Source organism: Enterobacter sp. E12, from assembly GCF_014596715.2.
GTDB lineage: Bacteria > Pseudomonadota > Gammaproteobacteria > Enterobacterales > Enterobacteriaceae > Enterobacter > Enterobacter bugandensis.
In genome coordinates, this window is record NZ_CP115601.1 from 2,191,353 (window position 1) to 2,206,661 (window position 15,309).

Annotated in this window: 17 protein-coding genes and 2 pseudogenes; 17 read left to right on the forward strand and 2 right to left on the reverse strand. The window is 59.4% G+C overall.

The window, feature by feature from the left end; all coding sequences use genetic code 11:
* Window positions 1–279 precede the first annotated feature (279 nt).
* The 13 genes from paaA to paaY all read left to right on the forward strand — a co-directional run bounded on the left by paaA (window position 280) and on the right by paaY (window position 11,434).
* Window positions 280–1,209 carry a 1,2-phenylacetyl-CoA epoxidase subunit PaaA gene (gene paaA, locus IB212_RS10445; protein ID WP_041910193.1) on the forward strand — a complete coding sequence of 310 codons (930 nt, stop codon included), beginning with the start codon at window positions 280–282 and terminating at the stop codon, window positions 1,207–1,209.
* A gap of 12 nt (window positions 1,210–1,221) precedes the next feature.
* Complete coding sequence (gene paaB, locus IB212_RS10450) at window positions 1,222–1,509, forward strand: 1,2-phenylacetyl-CoA epoxidase subunit PaaB (protein WP_003857353.1); 288 nt, start codon at window positions 1,222–1,224, stop codon at window positions 1,507–1,509.
* An 8-nt stretch (window positions 1,510–1,517) separates the two neighbouring features.
* Window positions 1,518–2,264, forward strand: coding sequence for a 1,2-phenylacetyl-CoA epoxidase subunit PaaC (gene paaC, locus IB212_RS10455; RefSeq protein ID WP_041910191.1), 747 nt, complete (start codon window positions 1,518–1,520; stop codon window positions 2,262–2,264).
* 11 nt (window positions 2,265–2,275) lie between these two features.
* On the forward strand, window positions 2,276–2,773 hold the full coding sequence (paaD, locus tag IB212_RS10460) for a 1,2-phenylacetyl-CoA epoxidase subunit PaaD (RefSeq protein ID WP_041910189.1): 498 nt from the start codon (window positions 2,276–2,278) through the stop codon (window positions 2,771–2,773).
* Between the two features lie 7 nt (window positions 2,774–2,780).
* Window positions 2,781–3,851 (forward strand): 1,2-phenylacetyl-CoA epoxidase subunit PaaE, encoded by a 1,071-nt coding sequence (gene paaE, locus IB212_RS10465; protein ID WP_041910187.1) that lies wholly within the window; start codon window positions 2,781–2,783, stop codon window positions 3,849–3,851.
* Window positions 3,848–4,615 carry a 2,3-dehydroadipyl-CoA hydratase PaaF gene (paaF, locus tag IB212_RS10470; RefSeq protein ID WP_041910185.1) on the forward strand — a complete coding sequence of 256 codons (768 nt, stop codon included), beginning with the start codon at window positions 3,848–3,850 and terminating at the stop codon, window positions 4,613–4,615. Before paaE ends, paaF begins: the two co-directional genes overlap by 4 nt.
* On the forward strand, window positions 4,615–5,403 hold the full coding sequence (gene paaG, locus IB212_RS10475; protein ID WP_041910183.1) for a 2-(1,2-epoxy-1,2-dihydrophenyl)acetyl-CoA isomerase PaaG: 789 nt from the start codon (window positions 4,615–4,617) through the stop codon (window positions 5,401–5,403). The genes paaF and paaG overlap by 1 nt, the downstream gene beginning before the upstream one ends.
* Window position 5,404: 1 nt before the next feature.
* Window positions 5,405–6,829 carry a 3-hydroxyacyl-CoA dehydrogenase PaaH gene (paaH, locus tag IB212_RS10480; RefSeq protein WP_041910181.1) on the forward strand — a complete coding sequence of 475 codons (1,425 nt, stop codon included), beginning with the start codon at window positions 5,405–5,407 and terminating at the stop codon, window positions 6,827–6,829.
* The gene (paaI, locus tag IB212_RS10485) at window positions 6,819–7,241 is read left to right on the forward strand and encodes a hydroxyphenylacetyl-CoA thioesterase PaaI (RefSeq protein WP_028013034.1); all 423 of its coding nucleotides are present in this window, start codon (window positions 6,819–6,821) and stop codon (window positions 7,239–7,241) included. Before paaH ends, paaI begins: the two co-directional genes overlap by 11 nt.
* Window positions 7,241–8,446 (forward strand): 3-oxoadipyl-CoA thiolase, encoded by a 1,206-nt coding sequence (gene pcaF / locus IB212_RS10490; RefSeq protein ID WP_041910179.1) that lies wholly within the window; start codon window positions 7,241–7,243, stop codon window positions 8,444–8,446. The genes paaI and pcaF overlap by 1 nt, the downstream gene beginning before the upstream one ends.
* Before the next feature lie 27 nt (window positions 8,447–8,473).
* Complete coding sequence (paaK, locus tag IB212_RS10495) at window positions 8,474–9,790, forward strand: phenylacetate--CoA ligase PaaK (protein ID WP_041910177.1); 1,317 nt, start codon at window positions 8,474–8,476, stop codon at window positions 9,788–9,790.
* Between the two features lie 102 nt (window positions 9,791–9,892).
* Window positions 9,893–10,828: a phenylacetic acid degradation operon negative regulatory protein PaaX gene (gene paaX / locus IB212_RS10500; protein WP_021241337.1), complete on the forward strand. Its 936-nt coding sequence runs from the start codon at window positions 9,893–9,895 to the stop codon at window positions 10,826–10,828.
* Between the two features lie 9 nt (window positions 10,829–10,837).
* Window positions 10,838–11,434: a phenylacetic acid degradation protein PaaY gene (gene paaY / locus IB212_RS10505; protein WP_045630362.1), complete on the forward strand. Its 597-nt coding sequence runs from the start codon at window positions 10,838–10,840 to the stop codon at window positions 11,432–11,434.
* Here the strand turns inward: paaY and IB212_RS10510 are convergent.
* Window positions 11,343–12,614 (reverse strand): serine hydrolase, encoded by a 1,272-nt coding sequence (locus IB212_RS10510; RefSeq protein WP_188245647.1) that lies wholly within the window; start codon window positions 12,612–12,614, stop codon window positions 11,343–11,345. The genes paaY and IB212_RS10510 overlap by 92 nt on opposite strands.
* 136 nt (window positions 12,615–12,750) lie before the next feature.
* On the opposite strand from IB212_RS10510, the gene IB212_RS10515 reads away from it, so the two are divergent.
* The 4 genes and pseudogenes from IB212_RS10515 (at window position 12,751) to IB212_RS10530 (ending at window position 14,570) form a co-directional block, all read left to right on the forward strand.
* Window positions 12,751–13,233, forward strand: a complete 483-nt coding sequence (locus IB212_RS10515) for a glutathione peroxidase (protein ID WP_041910173.1) — start codon at window positions 12,751–12,753, stop codon at window positions 13,231–13,233.
* Window positions 13,234–13,533: 300 nt separating this feature from the next.
* A pseudogene (locus IB212_RS10520) lies at window positions 13,534–13,671 on the forward strand (type II toxin-antitoxin system Phd/YefM family antitoxin); the annotation flags it as partial.
* 129 nt (window positions 13,672–13,800) lie between these two features.
* A complete protein-coding gene (locus tag IB212_RS10525; protein WP_041910169.1) occupies window positions 13,801–14,253 on the forward strand; it encodes an STM2901 family protein in 453 nt (150 codons plus the stop codon).
* Window positions 14,253–14,570, forward strand: coding sequence for a DUF1493 family protein (locus IB212_RS10530; RefSeq protein WP_041910167.1), 318 nt, complete (start codon window positions 14,253–14,255; stop codon window positions 14,568–14,570). Before IB212_RS10525 ends, IB212_RS10530 begins: the two co-directional genes overlap by 1 nt.
* Before the next feature lie 24 nt (window positions 14,571–14,594).
* Here IB212_RS10530 and IB212_RS10535 read toward each other — a convergent pair.
* Window positions 14,595–15,077, reverse strand: a pseudogene (locus IB212_RS10535) (Hcp family type VI secretion system effector).
* Window positions 15,078–15,309 lie beyond the last annotated feature (232 nt).

Below are 15,309 nucleotides of genomic sequence, written 5' to 3' on the forward strand. Positions count from 1 at the left end.
TCTCCAAATGTTTCGTGATTTCACCATTAATAGTTTGATCGTGAATCATAAAAATCAAGCTGTGTTTTTAATGAATTGTTAACGTTGTGATCTGACTTGCCGAATCGCGTCGCGTAAAGGCGCTTTGTAAAAGGCCTGGAGTGAAAGCCTTGCGAGCAACATCACAAAACCGGGAAACAATTCTTGGGGTTGTATTTAACCTTTGTGTAACTTTTAAAAAGCAAAGTGATTCAACATTTCGCTTTGATTTGCAAACTAACGAATCATAAAGGTGATGACGTGACGCAAGAACAACGGTTTGAGCAGCGCATAGCGCAGGAGACGGCGATTGAGCCTCAGGACTGGATGCCGGAAGCCTACCGTAAAACGCTGATCCGCCAGATTGGTCAGCACGCGCACTCCGAAATTGTCGGCATGCTCCCGGAAGGGAACTGGATAGCCCGCGCGCCGACGCTGCGCCGAAAAGCGATCCTGCTGGCGAAGGTGCAGGACGAAGCCGGACACGGGCTTTACCTCTACAGCGCGGCGGAAACGCTGGGCTGCGCGCGGGAAGACATCTACCAGAAGATGCTCGACGGCAAGATGAAATACTCCTCCATCTTCAACTATCCGACCCTGAGCTGGGCCGATATCGGCGTGATCGGCTGGCTGGTGGACGGCGCGGCCATCGTCAACCAGGTGGCGCTGTGCCGTACCTCCTACGGCCCGTATGCCCGGGCGATGGTGAAAATCTGTAAAGAAGAGAGCTTCCACCAGCGTCAGGGCTTTGAAGCCTGCATGGCGCTGGCGCAGGGCAGTGAGGATCAGCGTCAGATGCTGCAGGACGCCATCAACCGCTTCTGGTGGCCGGCGCTGATGATGTTCGGGCCGAACGACGACAACTCGCCGAACAGCGCCCGCAGCCTGGCCTGGAAAATCAAACGCTTTGGCAACGACGAGCTGCGCCAGCGCTTTGTCGACAACACGGTGCCGCAGGTGGAGATGCTCGGCATGACGGTGCCGGATCCGGACCTGCGTTTCGATGAAGAGAGCGGTCACTACCGCTTCGGCGAGATCGACTGGCAGGAGTTTGACGAGGTCATTAACGGGCGCGGCATCTGTAACCACGAACGTCTGGCCGCGAAACGCAAAGCCTGGGACGACGGGGCGTGGGTGCGGGAAGCCGCGCTGGCGCACGCCGAAAAACAACGTACCCGTCAGGCCGCATAAGAGGAAATAACCATGAGCAATGTCTACTGGCCGCTGTACGAAGTGTTTGTACGCAGCAAACAAGGGTTATCCCACCGTCATGTGGGCAGCCTGCATGCCGCCGACGATCGCATGGCGCTGGAAAATGCCCGTGATGCCTACACCCGCCGCAGCGAAGGCTGTTCTATCTGGGTAGTGAAGGCGAGTGAAATTGTGGCCTCCCAGCCGGAAGAGAGCGGCGAGTTCTTCGACCCGGCGGAAAGCAAGGTTTACCGCCATCCTACGTTCTACACCATCCCCGACGGCATCGAGCATATGTGAGGCAAAGAATGAACTCAGTGACTGCCTATGCCCTGCGTCTGGGCGATAACGGACTGGTACTTTCCCAGCGTCTCGGCGCCTGGTGCGGCCACGCGCCTGAACTGGAAATTGACCTCGCGCTCGCCAATATCGGCCTCGACCTGCTGGGGCAGGCGCGCAATTTCCTGACCTATGCCGCGCAATCAGAAGGCCAGGGCGATGAAGACACGCTGGCGTTTGGCCGCGACGAGCGCCAGTTCCGCAACGTCCTGCTGGTGGAGCAGCCGAACGGCAGCTTCGCCGACACGATTGCCCGCCAGTACCTGATGGATGCCTGGAACGTGGCGCTGTACGAACGTCTGACTCAGAGCCGCGACGGCCAGCTTGCCGCCATCGCCGCCAAAGCGATTAAAGAGGCGCGCTACCACCTGCGCTTCAGCCGCGGCTGGCTGGTGCGGCTGGGCGACGGGACCGAAACCTCCGCGCAAAAAATGCAGCAGGCCATCGACAGCCTGTGGCGGTTTACAGCGGAGCTGTTTGACGCCGATGAGGTCGAGCTTGAGCTGATTGACGCCGGCGTGGCGGTGGATCCGCGAACCCTGCGCCAGCCGTGGGAAAGCGAAGTGTTTGCTGGTCTGAAAGAAGCCTGTCTGCAGGTTCCCGCAGAGGTGGCGTACCGCACCGGGGGCAAGAAGGGGCTTCATACCGAACATCTGGGTCCGATGCTGGCGGAAATGCAGTATCTCCAGCGCGCGTATCCCGGTCAGCAGTGGTAAAGGAGAACGCTATGCAACGCCTCGTCGACATCGCGCCTGCGCAAATTCCGCAGATCTGGGCGCTGTTAAGCCAGATCCCCGATCCGGAAGTGCCGGTGTTAACCATCACCGATTTAGGCATGGTGCGCAGCGTGAAGGCGCAGGGGGAAGGCTGGGTGATTGGCTTCACGCCAACCTACTCGGGCTGCCCGGCAACGGAACACCTGCTGGGGGCAATCCGAGAGGCGATGACCGCGCACGGCTTCACTCCCGTGCACATCGTGCTCCAGCTTGAACCCGCCTGGACTACCGACTGGCTGACCGCCGACGCGCGCGAGCGCCTGCGGGCGTACGGCATCAGCCCACCCGTGGGGCATAGTTGCCATGCGCACGCCCCGGCAGAGGTGAGCTGCCCGCGCTGCGCCAGCACCGACACCTCCCTTATCAGTGAATTCGGTTCGACGGCCTGCAAAGCGCTCTACCGCTGCAATACCTGCCGCGAGCCCTTCGACTATTTCAAATGTATTTGAGGCTGCCATGACAACGTTTCATTCATTAACAGTGGCAAAAGTGGAACCCGAAACCCGCGACGCGGTAACCATCACCTTCGCGGTGCCGCAGGCGTTGCAGGAGGCCTACCGCTTCCGCCCCGGCCAGCACCTGACCCTGAAAACGACGCTGGGCGAAGACGAACTGCGCCGCTGCTACTCCATCTGCCGCAGCACCGCGCCGGGTGAGATCAGCGTGGCGGTCAAAGCCATCGACGGTGGGCGCTTCTCCCGCTATGCCCGGGATGAGATCAAAGCGGGCATGGCGCTGGAGGTGATGGTTCCTCAAGGGCAGTTTGGCTACCAGCCGCAGCCTGAACGTGAAGGCCACTACCTGGCAATTGCCGCAGGCTCCGGGATCACCCCGATGCTGGCGATTATCTCCGCCACGCTTTCGACCGAATCCAACAGCCATTTCACTCTGATCTACGGCAACCGCAGCAGCCAGAGCATGATGTTCCGCCAGGCGCTGGCGGACCTGAAGGACAAATACCCGCAGCGGCTGCAGCTGGTCTCCATCTTCAGCCAGGAGCGGCTGGACAGCGACCTGCTCTATGGCCGCATCGACGGGGAAAAGCTGCAGGCGCTGGCGAAAACCCTGATCAACTTCTGCCAGTACGACGAGGCATTTATCTGCGGCCCGTCGGCGATGATGGACGACGCCGAAGCGACGCTGAAAGCGCTGGGGATGCCGGAAAAATCCATTCACCTTGAGCGCTTCAACACCTCCGGAATCACCGTTAAGCGCGCGGTGCACGTGCAGGCGGAAGGTCAAAAAGTGACCGTGCGCCAGGACGGGCGCGACCGTGAAATCACCCTGACGGCGGACGACGAAAGCATTCTTGATGCTGCCCTGCGTCAGGGAGCGGATCTGCCGTATGCCTGCAAGGGGGGCGTGTGCGCCACCTGCAAATGCAAAGTGCTGCGCGGCAAGGTGGACATGGCAACCAACTACAGCCTGGAGCCGGACGAGCTGGCCGCCGGGTACGTACTGAGCTGTCAGTCGCTGCCGTTAACCGCCGACGTGATTGTCGACTTTGACGCGAAGGGGATGGCATGAGCGAACTGATTGTTACCCGTCATGGCCGCGTGCTGCAGCTGACGCTGAACCGTCCGGCGGCGCGCAACGCCCTTAACAATGCGCTGCTGGCGCAGCTTGCGGAACAGCTTGAGGCTGCCGCCGTGGATGCCGACATCGCCGTCTGCGTGATTTACGGCAGCGAGCGCTGCTTTGCCGCCGGGGCCGATCTCAACGAAATGGCGGAGAAAGACCTGCCCGCCACCCTGAACGATATCCGCCCGCAGCTGTGGGCGCGCATTAACGCGTTTAACAAACCGCTGATTGCCGCCGTGAACGGCTTCGCGCTGGGCGCAGGCTGCGAGCTGGCGCTGCTGTGCGACGTGATCATTGCTGGCGATAACGCCCGTTTCGGCCTGCCGGAAATCACGCTGGGCATCATGCCCGGCGCGGGCGGCACCCAGCGTCTTATCCGCAGCGTCGGTAAATCCCTGGCCAGCAAAATGGTGCTGACCGGCGAGAGTATTACCGCAGAGCAGGCGCTGAGCGCCGGGCTGGTGAGCGATCTCTTCCCGGCGTCTCTGACACTAGAGTACGCCCTGAAGCAGGCGGCGTTGATGGCGCGCCACTCTCCGCTGGCGCTGCAGGCGGCGAAGCAGGCGCTGCGGCAGTCGCAGGAGGTGCCGTTGCAGGCCGGGCTCGCGCAGGAGCGCCAGCTGTTTACGCTGCTTTCCGCCACCGAAGACCGCCGGGAAGGTATCGACGCCTTCTTACAAAAACGCACCCCCGACTTTAAAGGACGCTAATTGTGGAATTTATTCTCAGTCACGTAGAACAGGGCGTAATGACCATTACGCTGAACCGTCCGGAGCGTCTGAACAGCTTTAACGACGTGATGCACCAGCAGCTTGCCGAGTGCCTGAAGCAGGCCGAGCGCGATGACGCCATCCGCTGCCTGCTGATCACCGGGGCAGGACGCGGGTTCTGCGCCGGTCAGGATCTGAACGACCGTAACGTCGACCCCAACGGCCCGGCGCCGGATCTGGGGATGTCCGTGGAAACCTTCTACAACCCGCTGGTGCGCCGCCTGGCAAAGCTGCCGAAGCCGGTCATCTGCGCGGTTAACGGGGTGGCGGCTGGCGCGGGAGCTACGCTGGCGCTCGGCTGTGACATGGTGATTGCCGCCCGGTCGGCCAACTTCGTGATGGCCTTCAGCAAGCTCGGCCTGGTGCCGGACTGCGGCGGCACGTGGCTGCTGCCGCGCGTGGCCGGACGCGCCCGCGCCATGGGGCTGGCGCTGCTCGGGGACAAACTCAGCGCCGAGCAGGCGCAGGCGTGGGGGATGATCTGGCAGGTGGTGGACGACGACCAGCTCTCCGCCACGGCGCAGCAAATGGCGCTGCACTTTGCCTCGCAGCCGACCTTCGGCCTGGGCCTGATCAAGCAGGCGATCAATGCTGCGGAAACCAACACCCTCGACGCGCAGCTTGACCTGGAGCGCGACTATCAGCGTCTGGCCGGTCGCAGCGACGACTACCGCGAGGGCGTCAGCGCTTTCCTCGCGAAGCGCGCGCCTAACTTTACGGGGAAATAAGATGCTCAACATACGGACTGTCGCCGTGATTGGCAGCGGCACGATGGGCGCGGGGATTGCAGAAGTGGCGGCCAGCCACGGGCATCAGGTGCTGCTCTACGATATTTCCAGCGATGCGATATCCCGCGCTATCGAGGGGATCCGCCAGCGTCTGGCCTCCCGGGTGACGCGCGGAAAACTCTCCGCCGATGCCGGGAGCCAGATCCTCGCCCGGCTGCTTCCCGTCACGGATATCGACGCGCTCTCCGCGGCCGAACTGGTGATTGAAGCGGCCTCGGAACGGCTGGAGGTTAAAAAGGCGCTGTTTTCGCAGCTGGCGGAAATCTGCCCGCCGCAGACGGTGCTGACCAGCAATACCTCTTCGATCTCCGTCACGGCGATTGCTGCGGACATCCACCATCCTGAGCGCGTCGCCGGGATGCATTTCTTCAACCCGGCGCCGGTCATGAAGCTGGTGGAGGTGGTCAGCGGGCTGGCGACCTCCCCGGAAGTGGCCGACGCGCTGTGCGAGCTGGCGCTGAACTGGGGCAAGCAGCCCGTGCGCTGCCAGTCGACGCCGGGGTTCATCGTCAACCGCGTCGCGCGTCCGTTCTATTCCGAGGCCTGGCGCGCGCTGGAAGAGCAGGTGGCTGCGCCGGAGGTGATTGACGCCGCCCTGCGCGAAGGCGGCGGCTTCCCGATGGGTCCGCTGGAGCTGACCGACATGATTGGTCAGGACGTGAACTTCGCGGTGACCTGCTCGGTATTTAACGCCTTCTGGCAGGAGCGTCGTTTTCTGCCCTCGCTGGTGCAGCAGGAGCTGGTGCTGGCAGGCAGGCTGGGCAAAAAAAGCGGGAAGGGCGTTTATGACTGGCAGGGCGACAGGCCCGGGGTGCGCTGGGCTGATACAGTAAACGACAGCTACAGCCCGATGCGCGTGGAAAGAAGACGTGACAGTGTCACAGAAATTGATGATATGTACCTGATCGAAACGCAGGGCGAAACCGCGCAGGCCCTGGCGCTGCGGCTTAACGGCCCGGTGGTGGTGGTGGACCGCATCGAGCGCGACGTCGCGGTCATCGCCGCAGCCGCCAGCAACCCGCATACGGCGACGCAAAAGGCCATCCGCTACCTGCAGCAGCAGGGGCTTCGGGTGGTGCAGATTGCCGATTATCCCGGCCTGCTGGTCTGGCGCACGGTGGCGATGATTGCCAACGAAGCGCTGGATGCTTTGCAAAAAGGGGTCGCCAGCGAGAAGGACATCGATACCGCCATGCGCCTGGGCGTCAACTACCCGAGCGGGCCGATCGCCTGGGGCGAGCGTCTGGGCTGGCAGCGCCTGCTGACGCTGCTGGAGAACCTGCAGCGTCATTATGGCGAAGAACGCTATCGCCCCTGTTCCCTGCTGCGCCAGCGCGCGCTTCTGGAGAGTAGCTATGAGTCATAACGCCTGGCACAACGCCCGCGCCATGTACGAACGGGACGCCTGCGCGCAGGCGATGGGGATGGACATTGTCGATATGGACGACGGCTACGCGGTGGTGTCCATGACCATCACCCCGCAGATGCTCAACGGCCACCAAACCTGCCACGGCGGACAGCTGTTTTCGCTGGCAGACACCGCCTTTGCCTACGCCTGCAACAGTCAGGGGCTGGCGGCGGTGGCCTCCGGCTGTTCGATTGATTTTCTGCGTCCGGGCTTTGCCGGGGACACGCTCACCGCCACCGCGCGGGTGAAGCATCAGGGCAGGCTGACCGGCGTGTACGACATTGAAATTCAGAACCAGCAACAGAAAACTGTCGCCCTTTTTCGCGGAAAATCTCACCGCATCGGCGGCAATGTGACAGGAGAGGCCTGATGCGTGACGCATTTATTTGTGATGGCGTTCGAACCCCGGTTGGGCGCTACGGCGGGGCGCTTTCCGCCGTTCGGACTGACGATCTCGGCGCCGTGCCGCTCCGCGCGCTGCTGGCCCGCTATCCGCAGCTTGATCTGGAGCGGATTGACGACGTGATCTTCGGCTGCGCGAACCAGGCGGGTGAAGATAACCGCAACGTGGCGCGTATGTCGTCGCTGCTGGCCGGGCTGCCGCAGACGGTGTCCGGAACCACCATTAACCGCCTGTGCGGGTCGGGGCTGGACGCGATTGGTATTGCCGCACGCGCCATTAAGGCGGGCGACGGCGACCTGCTGATTGCGGGCGGCGTGGAGTCCATGTCCCGCGCGCCGTTTGTGATGGGCAAAGCCACCGCCGCGTTCCAGCGACAGGCGGAGATCTTTGATACCACCATCGGCTGGCGATTTGTGAATCCGCTCATGCATCAGCAATTCGGAACTGACAGCATGCCGGAAACGGCAGAGAATGTAGCTGAATTGTTAAATGTCAGCCGTGCCGATCAGGACGCGTTCGCGCTGCGCAGCCAGCAGCGTACCGCGCAGGCGCAGCAGAACGGCATTCTGGCGCAGGAGATTGTGTCGGTGCGGGTGCCGGGGAAAAAAGGGGCGGTCAACGAGTTCAGCGAGGATGAACATCCCCGCGCGGACACCACGCTTGAGCAGCTTGCCGGGCTAAAAACGCCGTTCCGCAGGAACGGGGTGGTTACGGCGGGGAATGCCTCCGGCGTCAACGACGGCGCTGCGGCGCTGATCGTCGCCAGCGAGAAGATGGCGCTGGCGCAGGGGCTGGTCCCGCGCACGCGGATCGTAGCGATGGCGACGGCAGGCGTGGAGCCCCGTCTGATGGGACTCGGCCCGGTACCGGCCACGCGCAAGGTGCTGGAGCGCGCCGGACTCAGCATTAACGAGATGGACGTGATCGAGCTCAACGAAGCTTTCGCCGCGCAGGCGCTGGGCGTGCTGCGTCAGCTGGGATTGCCGGATGATGCCGCGCACGTCAACCCGAACGGTGGCGCGATAGCGATTGGTCACCCGCTGGGGATGAGCGGCGCCAGGCTGGCGCTGGCCGCGAGTAACGAACTGCACCGACGCGGCGGGCGCTACGCGCTGTGTACGATGTGCATCGGTGTGGGTCAGGGCATTGCCATGATCCTTGAGCGTGTTTGAGCATAAAAACAATGTGAGTACCCTGCGATGACAAATACAACAAAGCTTGATCCGATTGAAACGGCCTCCCTTGACGAACTGCAGGCGCTGCAGACCGCGCGTCTGAAATGGACGCTGCACCACGCCTATAACAACGTGCCGATGTACAAACGCAAGTTTGACGCCGCGGGCGTTCACCCTGACGATTTCAACGAGCTGGCGGATATCCGTAAGTTCCCGTGCACCACCAAGCAGGACCTGCGGGATAACTACCCGTTTGATACCTTTGCCGTGCCGATGGAGCAGGTGGTGCGCATTCACGCGTCATCCGGCACCACCGGCAAACCGACCGTTGTCGGCTACACGCAGGGTGACATCGACAACTGGGCCAACCTGGTGGCCCGCTCCCTGCGCGCGGCGGGCGGCAGCGCGAAGGACAAAATTCACGTGGCCTATGGCTATGGCCTGTTTACCGGCGGGCTGGGCGCGCACTACGGTGCCGAGCGTTTGGGGGCGACGGTGATCCCGATGTCTGGCGGCCAGACAGAGAAACAGGCGCAGCTGATCCGTGATTTCCAGCCGGACATGATCATGGTGACGCCGTCCTACTGCCTCAACCTGATCGAGGAGCTGGAGCGCCAGATGGGCGGCGACGCCAGCACCTGCTCACTGCGCGTTGGCGTTTTCGGCGCGGAGCCGTGGACGCAGGCCATGCGTCGCGAAATCGAAAAACGCTTAGGCATTACGGCGCTGGATATTTATGGCCTCTCCGAAGTGATGGGGCCGGGCGTGGCGATGGAGTGTATCGAAACCGCCGACGGCCCAACCATCTGGGAAGATCATTTCTACCCGGAGATCGTCAACCCGAACGACGGCACGCCGCTGGATGACGGCCAGCAGGGCGAACTGCTGTTCACCACGCTGACCAAAGAGGCGCTGCCGGTGATCCGCTACCGCACCCGCGATCTGACGCGTCTGCTGCCGGCAACCGCTCGCAGCATGCGGCGCATGGACCGGATCGGCGGCCGCAGCGACGATATGCTGATCATCCGCGGCGTCAACGTTTTCCCGTCGCAGCTGGAAGAGGAGATCGTGAAGTTCGAACACCTTTCTCCGCACTATCAGCTGGAGGTGAATCGTCGTGGGCATCTTGATTCACTTTCCGTGAAGGTGGAGCTGAAAGAGAGCAGCTTAACGCTGACGCACGAGCAGCGTTGCCAGGTATGCCACCAGCTGCGCCACCGCATAAAGTCGATGGTCGGGATTTCCACCGACGTGATGATTGTGAACTGCGGCAGCATCCCGCGCTCGGAGGGGAAAGCCTGCCGGGTGTTTGATCTGCGTAAAGTTGCGGCCAACGGCTAAGTTTCCCCTCACTCCGGCCCTCTCCCTGTGGGAGAGGGTTAGGGTGAGGGGCTATCTCAGAATCCTATGCTATGATTCATCCAGGACAAAAATAACAACAGAATGAATCACATGAATAAACTCGACGCCTTTATCCAGCACGCGGTCAGCTCGGTTCCCGTCAGCGGAACGTCGCTTATCTCCTCGTTATACGGTGACGCGCTTTCCCACCGCGGCGGCGAGATTTGGCTCGGCAGCCTGGCTGCCTTACTGGAAGGCATGGGATTTGGCGAGCGCTTCGTGCGCACCGCGCTGTTTCGCCTCAACAAAGAGGGCTGGCTGGACGTCTCCCGCATCGGGCGGCGCAGCTTTTACCGCCTGAGCGATAAGGGGCTGCGGCTGACGCGTCGCGCGGAAAATAAGATCTATCGCGCAGAGCTGCCCGCCTGGGACGGCAAATGGCTGCTGCTGCTCTCCGAAGGGCTGGATAAAACTACGCTCGCGGATGTGAAAAAACAGCTCATCTGGCAAGGATTTGGCACGCTGGCACCGAGCCTGATGGCCTCGCCGTCCCAGCATCTGGCGGACGTGCAGTCCCTGCTTCACGATGCCGGCGTGGCGGAAAACGTGATCTTCTTTGAAGCCCACTCGCCGCTGGCGCTCTCCCGCGCCGCGCTGCGTTCGCGGGTGGAAGAGTGCTGGCAGTTAACCGAGCAAAACGCGATGTACGAGTCGTTTATCAACTCGTTCCGCCCGCTGCTGCCGCTGCTGAAGGAGGCCGCGCCGGAGGAGCTGACGCCGGAGCGCTGCTTCCAGATCCAGCTGCTGCTGATTCACTTTTATCGCCGCGTGGTGCTGAAAGACCCACTGTTGCCGGAGGAGTTACTGCCCGCGCACTGGGCGGGGCAAAGCGCCCGACAGCTCTGCATTAATATCTATCAGCGTGTCGCGCCGGGGGCGCTGGCGTTTGTCAGCGAGAAGGGCGAAACCTCCGTGGGCGAACTGCCCGTGCCCGGCACGCTCTACTATCAACGCTTTGGTGGTCTTACAAGCGCATAAGGAGTGAAGATGCCAGTTTATCAAATTGACGGTCTGACGCCGGTGGTACCTGACGAGAGCTATGTTCACCCAACGGCGGTGCTGATTGGCGACGTAATTCTGGGTAAAGGCGTTTATGTTGGTCCGAATGCCAGCCTGCGCGGTGATTTTGGCCGTATCGTGGTGAAAGATGGCGCGAACATTCAGGATAACTGCGTGATGCACGGTTTCCCGGAGCAGGACACGGTGGTGGAGGAGGACGGACATATCGGCCACAGCGCCATCCTGCACGGCTGCATCATCCGCCGCAACGCGCTGGTGGGTATGAACGCGGTGGTGATGGACGGGGCAGTGATTGGTGAAAACAGCATCGTCGGCGCGGCGGCGTTCGTGAAGGCGAAAGCGGAGATGCCTGCCAACCACTTGATTATCGGCAGCCCGGCCAAAGCGATTCGCGAGCTGAGCGAGCAGGAGATGGCGTGGAAGCGGCAGGGCACGCGGGAGTATCAGGTGCTGGTGGAGCGCTGCAAGCTAACTATGCACCAGGTTGAGCCGCTGCGCGAGGCTGAGCCTGACCGGAAACGGCTGGCGTTTGACGAGAATTTAAGGCCGAAGTCGGCGATGTAGCGGTAAGGCCGTCTTTTTTCGCCATATCCATCAGTAGCGCGATGCCAATATAGTTGCTCCAGTTAAAGATATTTTGCAGCACCACCACCGCATTGCCTTTCTCTTTGTCATAGCCGATGAAGCTGGAGTAGCCGCCGATATAGCCGACCTGATAGGTGATTTTTTCCAGACCGATAAAGTCGGTGGTCCAGGCAATGCCCTGCACCCCGTCGGGGCGTTGAATATTGGTATTTCTGACTTCGTCAAAGACGCTGTCCAGCAAGGGATTGTGGGTCGTAGAGACGTGATAGCGGGCATAGGCCGCCAGATCTTCGGCGTTACTGTACAGGCTTGCTGCCGCCACCATGTTGTTGGAAAAATGCCAGTCTGGCGTAAGCTGCCCGCGCGGGATGAATTTTGGCTGATCGCCCGCGTGGCCGAGCGCCCGCTGGGGGTATCCTTTGAGCTTCTGGGGCGTAAAGCTGCTGTTAGCCATATGCAGCGGACGGAAAATATAGCGCGAGGCTAAACTTTGTATATCTTCGCCGGTTTTGTGCTTCAGGATATAGCCAATCAGGGCGTAGCCGGTATTGGAGTATTGCGGCGTTTTATCTCTCGGCGCGCGCCAGTTCGCCAGATAACGCAGCACGTTATCGCTGTCCAATTCACCGTAGAAATTATCACCCGTGCCTAAGTAGCGGATGAATTTTCCGAGCATCGGAACGTCCATATTCTGGCGCGGAAGGCCGGAGGTGTGGGTTACCAGCTCCAGCAGGGTGATTTTTTGTGCATCCTTACTTAGCGGCGTTCCCGGCGGTAGCAATGTCGCCAGGCTGTCGTTCCAGTTCAGTTGCCCCTCACTCACCAGACAGGCCACCACTTCCGCCGTGATCCCTTTGCTGAGCGAGCCGAGCGCAAACAGGGTATCGGGCCTGACCGGGTAGCGGTTGACCGCATCGGTAACGCCCCAGGTGTAAAACTGAGGCGAGCCGTGATTATGGATCACCGCGACCGTCATTCCTGGAACGGACTTTTGCGCCATGTAGTGACGCACCACGCTGTCAACGTCGCCATCCAGCGATTCATGGGTGAGGAGTTCCTGGGTACCTTCCGGGGAGGACATTTGCGAGAGCGTGCCACAACCGCTGAGGAATGGGATAGCAAGCAGAAGCCAGCGGATTTTTTTTGTGATGTTCTGCATACCTGATAGCGAGTGTGGTGGTCATTGGCGCGGCGGGAATGTATCACACTTAGCCTGTTTGAATGTAAACTTTCTGTACGGAGGCCGCCGCGTGGGTGGTCATAGCAGCTTTTCGGCCTGCTTTGAGGATTTCAGCATGACACGCTTTCATCAGCTTACCGCCACCCGCCTGGATGGCAGTCTTATCTCAATGGCCGACTATGCGGGAAAGGTGGTTTTGGTCGTCAATACCGCCAGCCAGTGCGGCTTTACGCCCCAGTATGCGGGTCTCGAAGCGCTATACAAGAAATACGCCGAACAAGGGTTAGTGGTGCTGGGCTTCCCCTGCAACCAGTTCGGTAAACAGGAACCCGGCGACGCCGATGAAATCTCAAAGACCTGTTACATTAACTACGGCGTCAGTTTTCCCATGTTCGGGAAAGTTGAGGTCAATGGCGCTGAAGCACATCCGATGTTTCGTTATCTGAAAAGCGAATTGCCTGGCGTGCTGGGTGGGCGGATCAAGTGGAACTTTACTAAGTTTCTGATCGGACGCGACGGTAAGCCGCTCAAGCGTTTTGCACCGATGACGACGCCTGAGAAAATGGAGGGGGCAATTGTTGCGGCACTGGGAAGGTGAGTGTTTTTGTCGCCAGAGCCATCCATTTGCCGGGAATCACGTTGACCTGAAAGCTATTTCCGGAGAAATTAATCCCCGGGCCTTCAGAGGCAACGAGCGTCTTCAGAACAACGAGCAACACCACCAATAAGATGGATAGCTTCATTTCTTCGCTCCTTTGTGGGAGCTATGTGGCGCTGCTTAATTTGAGTTTTCCGCTTTGCCAACGACAAGTACTGTCAACTTACGAGTCGTCATAGCAGAGTTTACGGGATCGCCTGCAAGCTCAACCAGGGGGTCCTAATCCCTGACCATTTCGTTAACCAGAACGGCGCATCTTGCGTACTGATGTCGCTGGTGGATTACAAATCGCTGGAGGAAACCGCATATCTGATGCGCTCCCCGGCGAACGCCAAACGCCTTATGAGCTCTATAGAGAGCCTGAAAGCTGGTGGCTGAACTCGCCTCCGGCCCAGTTGAGTGCTCACATCGGGCTTTTTTCTGAATTTTTCGAAAGTGGTACATCCCCATTATCCTTAAAAATATTAAGGGCTTAACCTTGCGCTTATTTGACCAAGAGATTATGCAATGGGCGCATTAGGTGAACAGGGCGGGACATACAATTATCACGGTAACGAGAACTTAACCCAGCATGAGCTCTTCATGCTAATCTTCGCTGAATGTCTGGCAGACCATACGGGAATATCCGTGGAGACAGCTGCTACGATCCTCGCAGGACAGCCTATTATTCCCAAGCGTAAGGTGCTGGGGGCTACAGGCTCGCGTACAAGCATAGCCTCCAAAGTAGCTCGTCGTATTTTGAAGGGCGTGCGTTTCTCTTCAGGGGTGAGGGTCGAGACCATTATCGGTATGGGTAAAGTACGATACACAAACAGCGTAGGGGCGGTAGTAGGAAGAGCCGTTCCGTATATTGGTTATGCTCAGGCAGTGATTGTCTTTGCCATTGTTGCCAGAGAAACCCGGAACAAGTACAACCCCATAGCACGACCGGAACATCGGATCGCCTGGACATATTTCTAATGTTGTTGCCTGATGAGCAAGAGTTTTTAGACTACATCACTGAGAACTACAGTGAGCGTAAGCAACCCGCCAGGAAGGATTGGACCTTTCAGGAGCATTTCAACCTCGTCCCTGAAGATCTGGAGGACATGCTACTCGACCTTTTCACCCGGTATGGAATAGAGCACAGCAACTTTGTCATGGATAACTACTTTGAGCCTGAGCTCTTTTGGTTTCAGTTCAGGCTTAGAAAGAAATTTCGTGATCGGCAGTACAAGCCGCTAACGCTTGAAATGATTATTGAGTCGGCCAAAGCGGGGCGCTGGCTGTATGATTAAGGGGCTTAGCGCCCCTTACGTTCTCTACGCAGACTGGCGTTCGTTCCAGGCATCGCTGAAGATGATGTTCCCGTCGTTATGCTTCCAGGTGATCTTCTCGTAACGCAGCTCCACCGTCTCCATGTGGTTTTCGTTCGGGTTATCGCCTGGTGCCATTGCAGGGGAGATAGAAACAATCCGTACCCCCTCAAGTAGCATGTTGAAGTACTCTTCCTCCTGCCCGTGGTAGTTGATCCGGTACCACTTTATTTCAGCTGATACCAGACTTTGACCGGTTGCCACAGCCTTATAGAGGTATGGGCTTGAGCAGTCGAATTCTTTGATGATCAGCATAGGTGAGTGCATGCGGGTACCGGTTATTTTGCCGGTGGCGTTATCTGTTGGGATCATGAGGTTGTGGTGGAACCCTTTCACCTCGATACTGCCTTCTCTGTCCTGGACATCAACTCAGCCTTTGATTAATGCGCCGCCGTCGTCCTTAAGCCATAAGTAAGCTGGTATAGCCATTTCCCTATTTCCTTATCTCGTTGAGTAACGTCACTGTCAGGAGATATATAACCGTCGTAATGAGAAGAATGGTCATCATTCCGATGTAGGTATAGATCTCGTATAAACTGTCCTGGCCTATCTCGTCGGGCCCATACAACATCTCGCCAATACGTTTAGCCCAGACTTAGCTAAACCACCCGTCAGCGGGCCCCAGCGCGTGCCCTACAGGGAGGAATAACGCCATAAAGTA